Source organism: Vogesella amnigena (assembly GCF_042648905.1).
GTDB lineage: Bacteria > Pseudomonadota > Gammaproteobacteria > Burkholderiales > Chromobacteriaceae > Vogesella > Vogesella amnigena.
Map to the genome: position 1 here is coordinate 122,876 of NZ_JBHRYH010000021.1, position 16,036 is coordinate 138,911.

Here is a 16,036-nt window from a genome sequence, read left to right on the forward strand (position 1 = left end):
CCCTGCGGCCAACCTTGGTGGCTATCGACTCAAGCCAGCAGTGCCAGCGCCACCTCGCTGCCTATCACCTGCGCATACTCGCCATGCAGATTGGCCAGCGCCATGGCATGCACCTCCTGTGCGCTGCGCGGCACGCCGTCGAAATCCGTTTTGGCGTAGGCGTAACAGCCATCTGCCACCACCAGGGTATCGAAGCCGAGATTGCCGGCGCTGCGGGCACAAGCCTCCACCGAGTTATTGGTGCTGACCCCGGTAATGACGATGCGCTGGATGCCGCGCACGCGCAGCCAGCGCTCCAGCTGGCTGTGGGTGAAAACATCCGGCACGTTCTTTTCCTGCACATGCTCGCCCGGCAGCGGCTGCAGCTCCGGCTGGAACTCGGCGCCATCCTGCCCCGGCCAGAAAGGCGAGCCGGGTGTCAGCGACATATGCCGCACATGTACCACGGTTTGCCCGGCCGCCCGCCATGCGCTCAGCAGACGCAGGATGGTCGCCTCGGCCTGCGGGTTGTTGCGCGACTCGGCCGGCATGCGACGCATGCCCTGCTGCATGTCGATGATGATGAGGGCGACCGGTGAAGAGGAAACGGGAGCAAGCATGGCAACTATCCGCTAGGAACGAATGGCCATACTAGCAAGCATGCAGGCTTGCAGTTATCGATTTAACCGTTAAACCGACATCCGGAGCCTAGTGCGCATGAAACAGGCCGCGATGCCCGGCTGTGCCGTCATCTGCAACTCGCCGCTTGCCGGCGCGCAGCTTGTCCCATGCTTTTTCGTGAAAATAGTAGGCCACGGTATTGACCATGGGCTCCACCAGCGCCAGCAGGCTTGCCACGCCGAAACTGCCAGTGAGCAGATAGGCCACACTGAATGCCACGCTGAAATGGCAGATGGCGAAGGTGATGGTCTTGATCATGGCTGGCTCCCGGCATATGGCTATCGAACTTGTTGCAATGATAGCCGCCACCGCTCAATAGTGAAAATTGAAGGGTTTTAGCGGTGCGATAGTCATAATGCTTTCGCATCAGCACAAAGGGCGAGCCTTGCGGCCCGCCCTTTGGCTTCCCTATCGCCTGCGGCCAACCTTGGCTGCAGCCATAAAAAACCCCGGTTTCCAATCAAGCTAATTCGCGGCGAGACAAGGCGCGAACGGAAAATCCCGACGCCACATAGATTTGCTATGTAAGGAGGGATTTTTCGTGAGCAACGCAGTATCGCAACGAAAGCGGGCGTTTTTCTTACATCTTCACGCCCAGCTCGCGCAGACGCTCGCTCAGATAGGCGCCGGCGGTGTAGCGCTCGGACAGCACCACCTCGTCACGCGGGTGCAGGAACAGCGGTAGCGACACCCGGCTCTTGCTGGCGCCCTCGCCAGTGGGGTTCACCACCCGGTGCTGGGTGGACGGGTAGTAGCCGCGCGAAGCCTCGCACAGCATGTCGCCGATATTGATGATCAGCATGCCGAAATCGCACGGCACATCCACCCAGTTGCCGTTCATGTCCTGCACTTGTAGGCCCGGCTCGTTGGCCGCCGGCAGGATGGTGAGCAGGTTGATGTCGCCGTGCGCAGCGGCCCGCAGCGAGCCGGCCGGTTCGTTGCCGGTCAGCGGCGGGTAGCGCAGCACACGCAGCAGGGTCTTGTTGCTGCCCTTGATCATGTTCGACAGCGGCTCGCTGTAATGCTGCGCGATGTCGGCCGGGGTGTACTGCTCCACCCAGCCCAGCAGCTCCTGCGCCAGGGTGTTGGCGGTGTCGTAGTAGCGCATGGCGTCGTCTTTCAGCTGCGCCGGGATGCGCCCCCACGGGTAGATGTGGAAGTATTCCTTGATGTCCTTCTGGGTGTGACCCTTGGCTGTTTCGGAGATCTCCGGCGAGAAGTAGCCATCCTGCTTTTCCACCGAGAAGGCAAAGTCGTGCTTCTGCTCGCTGCCGAAGAAGGCCAGCCAGTCGCGGTAGATCTTTTCCACCAGATTCTGCGGAATGGGGTGGTTCACCAGCACGCCGAAGCCGGTTTCGTGCAGCGAGCGGGTGAACTGTTCGGCCGCATCGGCGGCGCGGTAATCGACTACGCGTACGTTCATGATGTCTATCCTGTAGCTGGCGGCAGGCCCGTGGGTACGGACATGCGAAGGCGGCGGATTCTACGCGCTGCCACCTCGCAAGAAAAGTACCCGATATGACTTTCCATTGGCATTTTAATGTTGCTACACCACTGGTAATGGCACTTTTCAGCAATATGGCATAGTTGGCTGTTTTTGCTTGGCTTTCCGTCGAAACGGCCGGCACAGCCGCGCCAGACAAGGTCTGCACGCCATACCATACACAACACCATTGGCATTTTTGTTGCCCGCCACAGGCAAGAAAAAAGCCGTGCAGCGTTGGCCGCACGGCTTGTTGCCCACCGCGTCAGTTCGGGGTACCTCGAAAAACCCTGATTTCTAAGCGAGACAAGGCGCGAACAAAAAATTTCGACGCAGCATATGGCTGATATGTAAGGAGAAATTTTTTGTGAGCAACGCAGTATCGTGACGAAAGCGGGAGCTTTTCGAGCCCATCAGACGCGCTGATCCATGTCTAGTGCCGGCGTGCCCGGACAAAGCTGCGCCACCACCTTGGCCGGAACGCCCACCACCGTGGTATGCGCCGGCACGTCGTCCAGCACCACGCTGCCAGCGCCCACCTTGGCGCACTCGCCCACGCGGATATTGCCCAGTACCGAGGCGCCGGCGCCCAGCATCACGCCATCGCCAATCTTGGGATGACGGTCGCCGCGCTCCTTGCCGGAACCGCCGAGGGTGACACCGTGCAGCATCGACACGTTGTTGCCGATCACCGCGGTCTCGCCCACCACCACGCCAGTGCCATGGTCGAGCATGACACCGTGGCCGATTCTGGCCGCCGGGTGAATATCGGCGCCCATTACCTCGGAGATGCGATTCTGCAGAAAATACGCCAGTGTCTTTCTGCCCTGCTGCCACAGCCAGTGGGTGATGCGCTGGCTCTGGATGGCATGAAAGCCCTTGAAATACAGCAGCGGCGTGGAATAGCTGTCGCAGGCCGGGTCGCGCTCGAAGCAGGCGGTAATGTCGGCGCGCGCGGCCTCGATGATGCCGCTGTCGGCGGCATAGGCCTCGCGGAACAATTCCAGCAGCGCACGGGCGTCCATCACCGGGCTGGCAAGTTTGCTGGAGAGGTGAAACGCCAGCACGTCTTCCAGCGTGCCGTGGCGCAGCACCGTCATGTGCAGGAAGCTGGCCAGCAGCGGTTCGTCACGCGCCGCCTGCTCTGCTTCCTGGAGAATCGAGGACCACAGTGGGTCGCTGTTTACTTCTGTCATGCCTACTACTCCTGATACTTGCGGCCAACCCAAGCCAAGCAACTTGGGCGCGCCGGCCAGGGACTCGGGATGAGAAACCAGGTACGGACAACGATTCCCTACCCTCTAATCTCTAGCCCCTAATATCCCTGATCTCTACAACAACACAACGTCGAACTGTTCCTGGCTGTAGCTGGTTTCCACCGACAGCGAAATCGGCTTGCCGATGAAGTCGATCAGCATCGCCAGGCTTTGCGATTCCTCGTCCAGCAGCATGTCGATCACGTTCTGCGAACCGAGGATGCGGAAGCCCTTGGCATCGAAACGGCGCGTTTCGCGCACGATCTCGCGCTGGATCTCGTAACACACTGTCTGCGCGGTCTTGATTTCGCCGCGGCCCTGGCAGGTAGGGCACGGCTCGCACAGCACGTGTGCCAGGCTTTCGCGGGTACGCTTGCGGGTGATTTCCACCAGCCCCAGGCTGGTGAAGCCGTTCAGCGTCACGCGGGTGCGGTCACGCGCCAGCGCCTTGGCCAGCTCGGTCAGCACCGCGCTGCGGTGTTCCTCGCTGTCCATGTCGATGAAATCGACAATGATGATGCCGCCCAGGTTGCGCAAGCGTAGCTGGCGCGCCAGCGACAGCGTGGCTTCCAGGTTGGTCTTGAAGATGGTTTCGTCGAAGTTGCGGTTGCCGACAAAACCACCGGTGTTCACGTCGATGGTGGTCATCGCCTCGGTCTGGTCGATGATCAGGTAACCGCCGAACTTCAGGTTGACGCGGCGCGACAGCGCCTTGTCGATCTCGGTCTCGATGCCGTGCAGTTCGAACAGCGGACGCTCGCCGCTGTAGCGCTCGATCTTGGCCACCGCCGACTGCACATAGGCCTCGGCGAACTCCACCATCTTGCCGTAGTTCTCGGTGGAATCGACGATCACCTTCTCGGTGTAGTCGCTCACCATGTCGCGCAGCACGCGCACCGCCAGCGGCAGGTCTTCGTACAGCAGGCTCTGCGCCGGCAGATGCTGCGACTTGTGGCGGATATCGGCCCACAGTTTGGACAGGTAATCGATATCGGCAGTCAGCTCTTCGTCAGTGGCAGTCTCGGCACTGGTCCGGATGATGTAGCCGCGCGGCGCACCGGCCGGCAGCAGCTTTTCCAGCCGCGACTTCAGGCTGAGTCGGTCGGCCTCCTGCTCGATCTTCTGCGAGATGCCGATGTGTTCTTCCTGCGGCAGGTGCACCAGGAAACGCCCGGCCAGGCTGATCTGGGTGGACAGCCGCGCACCCTTGGTGCCGATCGGGTCCTTGATCACCTGCACCAGCACGGTCTGGCCTTCGAACAGCATCTTCTCGATGCGCTGCGGCTCGGACGGGTGCTGGCGCTGTTCCAGCACATCGGCGATGTGCAGGAAGGCGGCGCGCTCCAGGCCGATCTCGATGAAGGCGCTCTGCATGCCGGGCAGCACGCGCTTGACCTGGCCCAGGTAGATATTGCCGACAATGCCACGGCTGGCGGAGCGCTCGATGTGCAGCTCCTGCACGATGGCGTCTTCCAGCACCGCCACCCGCGTCTCCTGCGGCGTGATGTTGACGAGAATCTGCTCTTTTGGCCGCGGCATATCGCGCGGCAACGGAATCGGTTGTTGCAGCATGGCAAGCTCCGGTGAACTGTGTATCAGGGCAGTTGGAAACCGAACTTGCCGAGAAGTTGTGCTGTTTCATAAACAGGCAGCCCCACCACGCCGGTGTAGCTGCCTTCGATGCGGGCGACGAATACCGCGGCCTTGCCCTGGATACCATAGGCACCGGCCTTGTCGAACGGCTCGCGGCTGTCGATATAGCGCTGGATTTCATCTTCGCCCAGCGGCTTGAACGTGACGTCGGTAATGCTGGTGGCCAGTTGCACCTCATCACCAAGGCGCATCGCCACGCTGGTCACCACCTGGTGGCTGCGGCCGGAAAACGCCTGCAGCATGCGGCGGGCGTCGTCGGCATCGGCCGGCTTGCCGAAGATCTCGCCATCCTGCACCACGGTGGTATCGGCGGCCAGCAGCGGGAACGGCGGCAGGCCGCAATCGCTCACCACCTTCCAGCCAGCGGCGGCCTTCTCGCGCGCCAGGCGCTCGGTGTAGGCCACGGCGGCTTCGCCGGGCAGTACCGACTCGTCGATGTCGGCGTGGATGCGTTCCAGGTGCAGGCCAAGGCCTTCGAGAATCTCGCGGCGGCGCGGGCTGCCGGAAGCCAGGTACAGACGGGACGGGTTGTCACTCATGGTTAAACAATCGCAAGCTTGAATATCAGTCGCCGGCAAGATTACCAGAGCATGGCAACGGCGGATATGCCGCCACTTGAGGCAAGGCAAGGTTGGCCGCAGACTGCGCCAGCATGCGGCCAACCCAGGATGGACTTACTGCGCGGTCCAGCCGCCATCCACCGGCAGCGCCACGCCGGTAAGGTTGTGCGCCCACTGCCCGCACAGCATCAGCACCGCCTCGGCGATGTCCTCCGGCTGGCTCATCTGGCCGGATGGCTGCTTTTCCAGTACCAGATCGCGCAGCCCGGCGGCGCGGTCGCCACCGAACTGCGCGGCGCGCGCCATGATCTGCGGCTCGATCAGCGCGGTTTCTACCCAGCCCGGGCAGATGGCGTTGACGGTAACGCCGCTGCCGGCGGTTTCCAGCGCCGCCGCCTTGGTCAGACCGATGATGCCGAACTTGCTGGCCACGTACGGCAACTTGTTCTTCGATGCCACCAGGCCGTGCACCGAGGCGATGTTGATCACCCGGCCCCAGCCGGCCGCCAGCATGCCCGGCAGGCACAGCTGCAGCAGGTGGAAGGCGGCGGACAGGTTCACACCGATGATGTCGTCCCACTTCTGCGCCGGCATTTCGGTAAGCGGTGCCGCGAACTGCATGCCGGCATTGTTCACCAGCACGTCCACGCGGCCAAAGCGCGCCAGCACCGCCTCCGCCAGCGCGCGGGTGGCCGCGCCATCACGCAGGTCCGCACTGAAATAAGCGGCGTCAGCCGCACCGGCCGTGCGCACTGCGGCCAACACCTCGGCCTGGCCGGCGGCATCCGCCAGCCCATGCAGCGCCAGCTGCCAGCCTTCGCGCGCCAGGCGGCAGGCAATCGCCAATCCGATGCCACGATCAGCACCGGTTACCAGAGCAGTACGAATTGTTGTCATCCACGTTCTCCTTTGTGCTTGTTGCCACACTTGCCGCCAAGGCATGGCCGTATTATGCGTTCCGATTTTGTAAATCCGGTTTTAAAATGCATTATGCAAGCCCATTAAAATACACCGCCACCAGCCACGCTGGCGGCCGCCCCCCAAGCCCCGAAGGATCGCCCCCCATGTCCTGGCTACATCGTCTGAGTATACGCACCAAGCTGGTCTGCCTGTTTCTGGTACTGAACCTGCTGACAGCCGCCGCTTTCACCACCCATAACTACCTGCGCAGCAGCGAACAGGCGCTGGCCATCATCGACACCCGGCTGAATGCCGCTGCGCGCGCGATACCGACGCTGCTGGACGAACGCTTCCTGGCCGGCATGTTCACTCCCGGCAGCGTCAGCCGCACGCAGATGCTGGACAACGCACGCAAGCTGGATGGCTACGCCCGCCAGTTCGGGGTGAAATACCTGTACCTGCTGACCCAGCAGGACGGCAAGGTGCTGTACCTGGCGGACGGCGCCGGCGAGGACGAACTGCGGGCCGACAAGTTCGGCCATCACCTGCAAGCCTATGAAGCCAGCCCCGGCCTGCTGGCAGCGTTTGCCGACAAGCAGCTGCACTACGACGAATACAGCGACGACTACGGTACCTTCCGCTCCATCTTCCTGCCCACTACCGTCAATGGCCAGCCGGTGGTCCTGGCCGCCGACGTGCCGCTGCAGGAAGCCCAGGCCAGCAAGCTGGCCGCACTCCGCGAATCGCTGCTGATCGGCGCCATCCTGCTGCTGCTGGGCACCGTGATTGCCTGGCTGCTGGCCAGCTGGCTGGGCAGCACCATCGCCCGCATTGCCAGCCATATCGAACGCCAGGCCCGCGACCATGACATGAGTGCACGCCTGAATCCGCGTGGTAATGACGAGATCGCCAGCATGGCGCGCAGTTTCAATGCTTTGTGCAGCACGGTGAACAGCACGCTGCTGGAAGTGGCCGACAACGCGCGCCATACCTTCCACAGCGCCGAGAACGTGCGCCAGAGCGCGCTGCAACTGCAGGAGGCCGCCGGCGTGGGTAGCCGGCTGCTGGCAGGCAGCCGTGAGCGCGCCGGCCATATCCAGCAACTCAGCCAGCACAGCGACGTGCTGCTGGAGCAGGTAGCCGGGCAGCTGCAGGCGGTGGCTGGTGAACTGGGGCAGTCGCGCGGCGCGGTCGGCAACATGACCGACGGCATGGCTGGCCATGTGGCGGCCAACCGTGAGCTGGCACAACGCTTCCAGGCGCTGTCGCTGGATGTGCAGAACATCACCGGCATCATGCAGCGCATTTCCGGCATCTCCGAGCAGACCAACCTGCTGGCGCTGAATGCTGCCATCGAGGCGGCCCGTGCCGGCGAGGCTGGCCGCGGCTTTGCCGTGGTGGCAGACGAAGTGCGCAAGCTGGCCGGCCAGACGCAGAACACCCTGGCGGAAACCGATGATTTTGTCGCCAAGCTGTTGCAGACCATCCGCGACACCGCCGACATCATTGCCGGCCATGCCGACGAGGCAGAACAGCTGTCCGGCGCCTCCAGCAGCGCCCATGGCGCACTGGAAGGCCTGCGCCACCTGCTGGAAGGCCTGCAGCAACGTTTTGGCGAAGTACTGGCTGCCGGGCGCACCATTCATTCTGATATTCGCGCCATGCACCAGGACATTGCCGCCATCGACGAGCAAGTGCTGCGCCAGCACGAGGAAGCCGACCGGCTGTCGGCGGAAGCCGTGGGGCTGGAAGACACCTCCCGGCTACTGAACCAGTCGCTTACCCGCTTCAGACTATAATCGGCAGGAGCCCCCTGCCGGAATGCCGTTCATGCTGCTGCGTTTATTACTGGTCTGCCATCTGCTGCTTGCCGGATTTGCCACAGCAGCCACCCTGCGGCTGGCGGTCGGGCTGCCCAAGCCGCCCTATGTGGAAGCCGGCGGCAAGAGCGGCATGGAATCGGAGCTGGCCATTCGCACCCTGCAGCTGGCCGGGCATGCCGTGGTAGTGGTGCAGGTGCCGCAGGCGCGTGGCCTGGCCATGCTGCGCGAAGGCAGCGTGGAAGCGATGATCACGCTGATTCCCGGTGCCAGCAGCGGGCTGTATTACTCGCAGCCGCTGCTGTACTACCGCAACCGCGCCATCGTGCTGCAGCAAAGCGGCATCGTGCTGCGCCAGATTACCGACCTGTCGCGCTACAGCGTGGCCAGCTTCCAGAACGCGCGGCTACTGTTCGGCAACGACTACACCCGCGCCGTGGAGTCGGCCCCCAGCTACAGCGAGCATGCCGATCAGGACACCCTGAACCGCCTGCTGCTGAACCATCGCGCCGACGTGGTAATCAGCGATGAATTCATCTTCCATGCCAACCAGACACAGCAGGACCTGCAGGGGCGGCGGCCAGCGGTAAGCAGCTATGCGCTGTTCGGCAACTCGCCCCGCCATGTCGGCTTTCGCAGCGACCTGCGCCGGCGGGAATTCGATACCGCCCTGCTGAAACTGAAAGCCAGCGGCGAATACCAGCGCATCGTGCAGCGCTACCGCGACAAGTACCAGCTGCCGGAGTGAGCCGGCCATGCGGCCAACGTTGGCCGCAAGCCGCACGAAATCGTAGGGCGGATGCCCCGCAGGGGCGATCCGCCCTCAACCACGCAGATGGGACACATCTCGGCGGAACGCCCGGTAGTACCGGGCTTCCGCCCTACCAATGTGAGTGACTCAGCCCTTCTTGCGCCGCTTGCCGGCCAGATCCTCCAGCACGCGGCCGGCGGCAAACAGGCCGAAGCTGGCAGTCACCACCATGCTGGCGCCAAAGCCGGCACAGGACAGCCCCTGCGGGCCGCGCACCTCGCCCACCTCGCAGGCTTCCGCCTGCGGGTACACCAGCTGCTCGGTGGAGTACACGCAGCTCACCCCCATTTTCTTGCCTGGCTCGCGGGCAAAGCCGTGGTGGCGGCGCAGGTTGTAGCGCAGCTTGGACAGCAGCGGGTCGTCGGTTACCGCGCTCAAGTCGGCAATGGCGATGCGCGACGGGTCCATCTGCCCGCCGGCGCCGCCGGATACGATCAGCTTCTGGCGGCGGCGCACGCACCAGGCGGCAATCGCCGTCTTCACCCGCAGGCTGTCAATGCAGTCGATGATGTAGTCGAAGCCCTGCCCCAGCATGGCAGCCAGGTTTTCTTCGGTAACGAAGTCTTCCACCTCGGTAACCACGCAGGCCGGGTTGATGGCACGCACGCGCTCGGCCAGCGCGGTGACCTTGGCCATGCCGAAGTTCGGGTCCAGCGCCGGCAGCTGGCGATTGGTGTTGGATTCGGCGATGTTGTCCAGATCGATCAGCGTCAGCCGGCCGATGCCGCTGCGCGCCAGTGCCTCCACCGCCCAGCTGCCTACCCCGCCCACGCCGATGATGCAAACGTTGGCCGCAGCAAAACGCTGCAGCGCTTCATCGCCGTACAGGCGGGCAATACCGCCGAAACGGCGCTGCAAATCGGCTTCCATGCCATGCTCCCACTGCAAAAACGGCCAAGCATAACCAAGCACGGCCACAATCTCCAGCCACAATGCCCCGCACGCCAGACGCATGCACACTTGAGCCTCGTCATGCCAGCGGCGCAAGAAGGCAGGCAAGCGGGGTAGTGGTTTGCTAGACTGCCGAACACGGCATGCCGCCATCAGGAGACCCCCGGAGTGAGCACACAGGCCCTGCAACATTCCTCTTCGCTACAGCTGGCCAGCTTCGTGCGCCTGAACGAAGGCATCAAGGGCGTGGTATTGATCGCCTTCCAGATCAACATCATGGCGCTGAACGCCATTCTGCTGTCGCATCGCGCCGGTGAAGTGGCGCTGGGTTTCGGGGTGATTTCCAAGGAACTGCGCACACTGTCGGTGGAGCTCACCAGACTGATGCAGGCCTTGTCCACCGATGCCTACCTGGCAGTAAACCTGATTTCCGACCAGCTGCGCCGCGAGCGCCGCCAGCAGCTGCTGCAGACCACCCAGACACAGTTGCAACGCCCGTCTGCCGCGCTGGATGCCATTGTTGCCGAGCGCAAGACTCTGTTCCTCGCCCGCGCACAGCAGGTACGCGAGGTGCGCCTGCGCCTGCTGGACCAGCTGGAAGAGGCGCGCAAACTGTGCCAGTTCGGTACCGCCATTTCCCGCTCCGCCAAAATCGAGGCAGCCTACGGCCGCGAATATGGCCGGGCGCTGGCCGAAGTCAGCCAGGAATTCGATCAGAAAATCCAGACTATCCTGCCGTCCATCGAAACGCTGTGCGCCGGAATGCAAAGACTATGAAAACCGCAACCACCATTTACCAGGAAGGCAACCACCGCTGGGTGGTCATCGCCCGCGACCCGGCCAAGCCCGGTTTCGTGATCGACACCAACGAGTACCTGATCAGCCGCGACGGCGACAACCTGCTGACCGACCCGGGCGGCAGCGAGATCTTCCCGGCGGTATTCGCCGCGCTGTCCACCGTTACCGACCCGATGAGCATCAACAGCCTGTTCGCCTCGCACCAGGACCCGGACATCATCTCCTCGCTGGGGCTGTGGCTGGACTGCAACCCAAAAATCCGCTGCCACGTCAGCCGGCTGTGGAGCAGCTTCATCCCGCACTTCGGCGGTGACGACCACTCGCTGCAGGCGATACCGGACGAGGGCCAGCATATCGCGCTGGGCCTGGGGCAGCTGCACACCATCCCGGCGCACTACCTGCACTCTTCCGGCAACCTGCACCTGTATGACCCGGATGCACGCATCCTGTTTTCCGGCGACGTGGGCGCGGCGCTGCTGCCGGAAGACGAAGACGCGCTGTTCGTGCGCAATTTCGACCAGCACATCCGCCACGCCGAAGGCTTCCACCGCCGCTGGATGGGCTCCACCGAAGCCAAGCTGGACTGGTGCGAACGCGCCGCGCGCATGAAGATCGACATGCTGTGCCCGCAGCACGGCGCCATCTACCAGGGCGATGACGTGATGCGCTTCATCAACTGGTTTGCCGAACTGCCGATTGGCCTGTCCACCTTCCGCCATCGCGGCACGCTGTAAGCGACTGTATTACTTGCAATAACCCGCTCATCTTCTAGGCTGAATACACCTCCGTGAACGGAGGTGTGAGGGTGTTAACAAAGTCATTTTGCACCGAAAAATGGCTTTGTTTTGCAATCAGGAAGGCTGCCGACTCAAGCCCATAGCTGGAGCGGCCCGGCTTTGCCGGGTCCGGTAGGGCGTAAACAGGTAGTTTCTCAGCAGCCTGGCACCTCCCATGTGGAGGTGTTTGTTTCATTACAGGAGATGTACCGATGATGAAGTCACCGCGTTTCGATATCGACCTGGACAAGCACTACAACGCCACCGTGGTTATCGCCTGCGACTGCGGGCATGAAGTTCGCCACCACCTGGCCAGCCTGCACCCCGACAAGCCGCTGCGCTGCCATTGCGGCGCCGACATCAGCATGCCCGCCGCCGCGCTGGATCTCGCCCAGCGCCGCACCGAAGCCCTGAAGGCCTCCTATCGCGTGCACTGAACCGCATTCATTGCATACCGGCAAAAACTGACTGTTCTGCCGCACAACTATGCACCCGTCGATGCGACGGGCAAAATCGGGTGACCCCGATTACCAATAGCCAGCACGGCGACCCGAGGGTCGCCGTTTTTGCTGCCCAGGCACAGAGGCTCTCATGCACCATATCGACGTACGCAGCGACACCGTTACCCAGCCCACCATGGCCATGCGCCAGGCCATGTTCGACGCCGTGGTCGGCGATGACGTCTACGGCGACGACCCCACCGTACGCGAGCTGGAAACGTTGGCCGCAAGCATCCTCGGCAAGGAAGCCGCACTGTTCGTACCCAGCGGCAACTTCGGCAACCAGCTGGCGCTGTACACCCACTGCCAGCGCGGTGACGAGGTGATCCTGGGCGACGACTGCCACATCGTATGGCACGAAACCGGCGGCGCGGCGGTGATTGCCGGCGTGCAGCTGCGTACCATCGCCAGCGCCGACGGCGTGCTGCGCGCCGACGAGGTGAAAAAGCGCATCCGCGACGGCGAAGACATCCACTGGCCGCGCACCGGGCTGATCTGCCTGGAAAACGCGCACAGCAATGGCCGGGTGATTCCGCTGGACGCCATGCAGGCGGTATGGGAAGTGGCGCAGCAGCATGGCGTGCCGGTGCATCTGGACGGCGCCCGCGTGTTCAACGCCGCCGTGCACCTGGGCTGCGACGTACGCGACATCACCCGCTACAGCGACACCGTGATGTGCTGCCTGTCCAAGGGCCTGGCCGCGCCGGTGGGCTCCATCCTGGCCGGCCCGGCCGCCTTCATCGCCCGCGCCCGCAAACACCGCAAGCTGCTGGGCGGCGGCCTGCGCCAGGCTGGCGTGCTGGCCGCACCCGGCATCCTGGCACTGACCGAGATGGTGGACCGCCTGCCACAGGACCACGCCAACGCCCGCTACCTGGCGGAGCAGCTGGCCGCCCTGCCCGGTGTACAGGTAAACCTCGACAATGTGCACATCAACATGGTGTGGTTCCAGCTGCCGGCCTCGCTGGATGGCAGCAAGCTGATGGCGGCACTGGCGGCCGCCGGCATCAAGGCCAACGGGCCGGAAGGCGGGCTGATGCGCCTGGTGACGCACTGGCAGATCGGCCGTGACGACATCGACCGCATCGTGGCGGTGTTCGCCAGCGTGTTGGCCGCATGACACTGGGCATCGCACTGGCGCTGTTTGCCGCCGCCTTCGCCGCCGGTGCGCTCAACGCGGTGGCCGGTGGCGGCACGCTGATCACCTTCCCGGCGCTGGTGGCCGCCGGCCTGCCACCGATAGTCGCCAATGCCACCAGCTCGGTATCGCAATGGCCGGGCTATGTCGCCAGCAGCCTGACCTTCCGCCGCGAGCTCGTCGGTCAGCAGACCCTGCCCGCCATGAGCCTGGCCAGCCTGGCCGGCGGCCTCATCGGCGGCTGGCTGGTCACCGTGGTATCCCCCCGGCTGTTCGATGTGCTGATTCCATGGCTGATCCTGCTGGCCACCGTGATGTTCGCCGCCAGCAGCCAGCTCACCCGCTGGCTGGGCCGCCATGCCGCCGCAGTACAGGGCAGCCGCGCCGGCCTGCTGGCCGGGCAACTGCTGGTAGCCATCTACGGCGGCTTTTTCGGTGGCGGCATGGGCATCATGATGCTGGCGCTGTACAGCCTGTTCGCGCTGGATACGCTGACGCGCATGAACGCGCTGAAAACCTGGCTGTCGGTACTGATCTCCGGTGTGGCCGTGCTGGCCTTCATCGTGGCCGGCATCGTGGACTGGCCAGCGGCGCTGGTGATGCTGGCCGGCACCATCAGCGGCGGCGTGGCCGGCGCCCGCCTGGCGCGCCGCCTGCCGGCGCTCTGGCTCAAGCGCATGGTGGTGGCGCTGGGCAGCGTGCTGACGCTGGCGTTTTTCTGGAAAGTGTATGGCTAGGGCCGCCGGGCGTGGCTCAGCTGCCTTTCACTGCTGACCAGTCCAGCCCGAAACGCGCCAGGTACTTGCGCAGCCGGTCGGCATCATTGGCCTGGCTGCGGGCCTGACGCGATACCGCGAACAGCTTGCGGCCAGCCTCCGACAGACTGGCCGACTCGCGGCAGACGGTGACCACCGCCTCCAGCTGCACCCGCTCGAACAGGTCCAGCTCCGCCGCTTGCGGCAACAACCCGGCCAGCAGGCTCGGGCGCTCGCCCGCTGCCAGCGCCCAGTTGCGCCGCAGCCTGCCAATTTCCTCCGCCACCTCGTGCTGGCCGATATTGCCACCCTCGGCCAGGGTCGCCATGCGTGTCACCGATGCGGACAGCTCGCGGAAATTGCCGCGCCACTGCGCATCCGGCGAGCAGGCAAACGCCAGGTAGTCCTCTCGCGCCTCGCGTGCGAAACGCACCCGCTCGCCACTTTCCCTGGCATGGCGCAGCAGCTCGAACTCCAGGTTGGGCGCGATGTCTTCCGGCCGTTCCACCAGCCCCGGCAGATCGAAACTCCACAGGTTGATGCGCGCGTACAGGTCTTCGCGGAAACGGCCCTCGGCCACCCACTGCCGCAGATCGCGCACCGTGCCGCACACCAGCTGGAAGCTGCTGGTCACTTCGCGATCGCCACCAAACGGAAAGAAGCGCTTTTCCTCGATGGCCTTGAGCAGCATGGCCTGCTCATCCGCACCCAGTTCACCGATTTCATCAAGAAACAGCAGCCCGCCATCGGCACTCTTGAGCAGGCCGTCACGCGCATTCAGCGCGCCGGTGAAGGCGCCTTTGACGTGGCCGAACAGCGCCGACATGGCACTGTCGCCACGCAGCGTTGCGCAGTTCACCTCAACAAAGCGCCCGGCAAGCTGGTGCCGGGCTTTCTTCAGCTCGTATAGCCGCCGCGCCAGGAAGCTCTTGCCGGCCCCTGTCGGCCCGCACAGCAGCATCGGCGCGGTGGAGCGGGTGGCGACCCGCTCGATCTCGCCGATCATGCGGTTGAAGGCTGGATTGCGGGTGGCGATGCCGGACTTGAGCAGCGCCAGCGTGTCGTCACGCTGGCGAGCGAAACGCTGGGCAATCTGGTCGTAGCGCGACAGATCCAGGTCGATCACCTTCACCGTACCGGCGTAGTGGCTATCGCGATGGCCAATGGCGCTTTGCAGCAGCCGGGCCGGGATATGCCGCGACTCGGCCAGCAGAAACCAGCAGATCTGCGCCACGTGGGTACCGGTGGTGATGTGCAGCAGGTAGTCCTCGTTCTCGCTATCGAAAGGGTATGCCGCGGCGTAGTCGTGCAGCGTGGAATAGACCTCCTCGAAGTCCCAGGGGTCGCGCAGATTGCACGGCGACAGCACCACCTCGGTCTGCGGCGACACGCTGGCGATATCGGCAGCCGTCAGTTTTGCCAGGTTCAGGCTGTGGTTGTCGTGCAGCAGGTGCAGCCGGTCGACGGGCAATTGCGGCTGTCGGCAGATGCCTACCGTTGGCCGCCACTTCTGCCAGCGCGCCTCACCGTAACCGCCCTTGTCCAGCACTGTGCCGAGAAAGCCGATGACTACCGTTTTACGCATCGCTTCATATCCACATGGCTAATTTTACTAGCCAAATTTATCAGAAATTTACATGACATGGCACGTAGTCAGTCAGTGCCGCATTACCAGCGGAAATTTTTTCTTCTTTCAAAACAACAATCTGCAGGAAATTCAAGCCATGCCCAGTGCAGCTGGCACGGCTTTGGCAATGGTAACGGCACTGTCGCAAGCAGCACGGTGCCTGCGGGAGGCGGCTCCAGTCCGCCCCGGTGCCCGGTGCCAGGCCCGCCTGTCGTGGCCGGGTATGCCGCCCGTGATGTGGACAGTGTTGGCGATGGCAGGGATGCGTCATCCGGGTTCGACTCCCGGCATCGCCACCAATCGGTAGCTCATTCTGGATAGAGCAACAGCCTCGCAAGCTGTGTGTAGCGGGTTCGAATCCCGTCCGAACGTCACTGTTGAGACGCTATTGATATTGCAGCAACCGAA

The 16,036-nt window shown here is 63.7% G+C and carries 16 protein-coding genes and 1 tRNA gene; 8 read left to right on the forward strand and 9 right to left on the reverse strand.

The window, feature by feature from the left end; translation table 11 throughout:
• Positions 1–29 precede the first annotated feature (29 nt).
• The 7 genes from ACFOKJ_RS10460 to ACFOKJ_RS10490 form a co-directional block, all read right to left on the reverse strand.
• Positions 30–599: a cysteine hydrolase family protein gene (locus tag ACFOKJ_RS10460; protein WP_390279297.1), complete on the reverse strand. Its 570-nt coding sequence runs from the start codon at positions 597–599 to the stop codon at positions 30–32.
• Positions 600–687: 88 nt separating this feature from the next.
• Entirely contained in the window at positions 688–918 is a 231-nt protein-coding gene (locus ACFOKJ_RS10465; protein ID WP_174873694.1) for a DUF2061 domain-containing protein, read from the reverse strand.
• A 322-nt stretch (positions 919–1,240) separates the two neighbouring features.
• Complete coding sequence (locus tag ACFOKJ_RS10470) at positions 1,241–2,083, reverse strand: 2OG-Fe(II) oxygenase family protein (RefSeq protein WP_390279299.1); 843 nt, start codon at positions 2,081–2,083, stop codon at positions 1,241–1,243.
• A gap of 473 nt (positions 2,084–2,556) precedes the next feature.
• Positions 2,557–3,339 carry a serine O-acetyltransferase gene (gene cysE / locus ACFOKJ_RS10475; protein ID WP_390279301.1) on the reverse strand — a complete coding sequence of 261 codons (783 nt, stop codon included), beginning with the start codon at positions 3,337–3,339 and terminating at the stop codon, positions 2,557–2,559.
• 135 nt (positions 3,340–3,474) lie between these two features.
• Complete coding sequence (rng, locus tag ACFOKJ_RS10480; RefSeq protein ID WP_390279303.1) at positions 3,475–4,971, reverse strand: ribonuclease G; 1,497 nt, start codon at positions 4,969–4,971, stop codon at positions 3,475–3,477.
• A 23-nt stretch (positions 4,972–4,994) separates the two neighbouring features.
• Positions 4,995–5,591, reverse strand: a complete 597-nt coding sequence (locus tag ACFOKJ_RS10485) for a Maf family protein (protein WP_390279305.1) — start codon at positions 5,589–5,591, stop codon at positions 4,995–4,997.
• Positions 5,592–5,726: 135 nt separating this feature from the next.
• Positions 5,727–6,509, reverse strand: a complete 783-nt coding sequence (locus tag ACFOKJ_RS10490; protein WP_390279307.1) for a 3-hydroxybutyrate dehydrogenase — start codon at positions 6,507–6,509, stop codon at positions 5,727–5,729.
• A 167-nt stretch (positions 6,510–6,676) separates the two neighbouring features.
• On the opposite strand from ACFOKJ_RS10490, the gene ACFOKJ_RS10495 reads away from it, so the two are divergent.
• Both ACFOKJ_RS10495 and ACFOKJ_RS10500 read left to right on the forward strand, forming a co-directional pair.
• On the forward strand, positions 6,677–8,311 hold the full coding sequence (locus ACFOKJ_RS10495) for a methyl-accepting chemotaxis protein (RefSeq protein WP_390279309.1): 1,635 nt from the start codon (positions 6,677–6,679) through the stop codon (positions 8,309–8,311).
• Positions 8,312–8,342: 31 nt separating this feature from the next.
• On the forward strand, positions 8,343–9,080 hold the full coding sequence (locus ACFOKJ_RS10500) for a substrate-binding periplasmic protein (protein WP_390279311.1): 738 nt from the start codon (positions 8,343–8,345) through the stop codon (positions 9,078–9,080).
• 150 nt (positions 9,081–9,230) lie between these two features.
• Here ACFOKJ_RS10500 and ACFOKJ_RS10505 read toward each other — a convergent pair whose 3' ends face one another.
• Positions 9,231–10,013 (reverse strand): tRNA threonylcarbamoyladenosine dehydratase, encoded by a 783-nt coding sequence (locus ACFOKJ_RS10505; RefSeq protein WP_390279312.1) that lies wholly within the window; start codon positions 10,011–10,013, stop codon positions 9,231–9,233.
• 189 nt (positions 10,014–10,202) lie between these two features.
• On the opposite strand from ACFOKJ_RS10505, the gene ACFOKJ_RS10510 reads away from it, so the two are divergent.
• The 5 genes from ACFOKJ_RS10510 (at position 10,203) to ACFOKJ_RS10530 (ending at position 13,983) form a co-directional block, all read left to right on the forward strand.
• Positions 10,203–10,811 (forward strand): methyl-accepting chemotaxis protein, encoded by a 609-nt coding sequence (locus ACFOKJ_RS10510; protein WP_390279314.1) that lies wholly within the window; start codon positions 10,203–10,205, stop codon positions 10,809–10,811.
• Positions 10,808–11,566, forward strand: a complete 759-nt coding sequence (locus ACFOKJ_RS10515) for an MBL fold metallo-hydrolase (protein WP_390279316.1) — start codon at positions 10,808–10,810, stop codon at positions 11,564–11,566. Before ACFOKJ_RS10510 ends, ACFOKJ_RS10515 begins: the two co-directional genes overlap by 4 nt.
• Positions 11,567–11,820: 254 nt before the next feature.
• On the forward strand, positions 11,821–12,045 hold the full coding sequence (locus ACFOKJ_RS10520) for a hypothetical protein (RefSeq protein ID WP_390279318.1): 225 nt from the start codon (positions 11,821–11,823) through the stop codon (positions 12,043–12,045).
• Between the two features lie 154 nt (positions 12,046–12,199).
• Positions 12,200–13,228 (forward strand): low-specificity L-threonine aldolase, encoded by a 1,029-nt coding sequence (ltaE, locus tag ACFOKJ_RS10525; protein ID WP_390279319.1) that lies wholly within the window; start codon positions 12,200–12,202, stop codon positions 13,226–13,228.
• Entirely contained in the window at positions 13,225–13,983 is a 759-nt protein-coding gene (locus ACFOKJ_RS10530) for a sulfite exporter TauE/SafE family protein (RefSeq protein WP_390279321.1), read from the forward strand. Before ltaE ends, ACFOKJ_RS10530 begins: the two co-directional genes overlap by 4 nt.
• A 16-nt stretch (positions 13,984–13,999) precedes the next feature.
• On the opposite strand, the gene rtcR is transcribed toward ACFOKJ_RS10530, so the two are convergent.
• The gene (gene rtcR, locus ACFOKJ_RS10535) at positions 14,000–15,586 is read right to left on the reverse strand and encodes an RNA repair transcriptional activator RtcR (RefSeq protein WP_390279322.1); all 1,587 of its coding nucleotides are present in this window, start codon (positions 15,584–15,586) and stop codon (positions 14,000–14,002) included.
• Between the two features lie 342 nt (positions 15,587–15,928).
• Here rtcR and ACFOKJ_RS10540 point away from each other — a divergent pair.
• Positions 15,929–15,997 (forward strand) — tRNA-Ala (locus tag ACFOKJ_RS10540).
• Positions 15,998–16,036: the final 39 nt, after the last annotated feature.

What these genes read in the sequence shown, in the direction of transcription:
- ACFOKJ_RS10460 (WP_390279297.1), bottom strand. Translation starts at nt 599, where the DNA reads ATGCTTGCTCCCGTTTCCTCTTCACCGGTCGCCCTCATCATCATCGAC.
- ACFOKJ_RS10465 (WP_174873694.1), bottom strand. Translation starts at nt 918, where the DNA reads ATGATCAAGACCATCACCTTCGCCATCTGCCATTTCAGCGTGGCATTC.
- ACFOKJ_RS10470 (WP_390279299.1), bottom strand. Translation starts at nt 2,083, where the DNA reads ATGAACGTACGCGTAGTCGATTACCGCGCCGCCGATGCGGCCGAACAG.
- cysE (WP_390279301.1), bottom strand. Translation starts at nt 3,339, where the DNA reads ATGACAGAAGTAAACAGCGACCCACTGTGGTCCTCGATTCTCCAGGAA.
- rng (WP_390279303.1), bottom strand. Translation starts at nt 4,971, where the DNA reads ATGCTGCAACAACCGATTCCGTTGCCGCGCGATATGCCGCGGCCAAAA.
- ACFOKJ_RS10485 (WP_390279305.1), bottom strand. Translation starts at nt 5,591, where the DNA reads ATGAGTGACAACCCGTCCCGTCTGTACCTGGCTTCCGGCAGCCCGCGC.
- ACFOKJ_RS10490 (WP_390279307.1), bottom strand. Translation starts at nt 6,509, where the DNA reads ATGACAACAATTCGTACTGCTCTGGTAACCGGTGCTGATCGTGGCATC.
- ACFOKJ_RS10495 (WP_390279309.1), top strand. Translation starts at nt 6,677, where the DNA reads ATGTCCTGGCTACATCGTCTGAGTATACGCACCAAGCTGGTCTGCCTG.
- ACFOKJ_RS10500 (WP_390279311.1), top strand. Translation starts at nt 8,343, where the DNA reads ATGCTGCTGCGTTTATTACTGGTCTGCCATCTGCTGCTTGCCGGATTT.
- ACFOKJ_RS10505 (WP_390279312.1), bottom strand. Translation starts at nt 10,013, where the DNA reads ATGGAAGCCGATTTGCAGCGCCGTTTCGGCGGTATTGCCCGCCTGTAC.
- ACFOKJ_RS10515 (WP_390279316.1), top strand. Translation starts at nt 10,808, where the DNA reads ATGAAAACCGCAACCACCATTTACCAGGAAGGCAACCACCGCTGGGTG.
- ACFOKJ_RS10520 (WP_390279318.1), top strand. Translation starts at nt 11,821, where the DNA reads ATGATGAAGTCACCGCGTTTCGATATCGACCTGGACAAGCACTACAAC.
- ltaE (WP_390279319.1), top strand. Translation starts at nt 12,200, where the DNA reads ATGCACCATATCGACGTACGCAGCGACACCGTTACCCAGCCCACCATG.
- ACFOKJ_RS10530 (WP_390279321.1), top strand. Translation starts at nt 13,225, where the DNA reads ATGACACTGGGCATCGCACTGGCGCTGTTTGCCGCCGCCTTCGCCGCC.
- rtcR (WP_390279322.1), bottom strand. Translation starts at nt 15,586, where the DNA reads ATGCGTAAAACGGTAGTCATCGGCTTTCTCGGCACAGTGCTGGACAAG.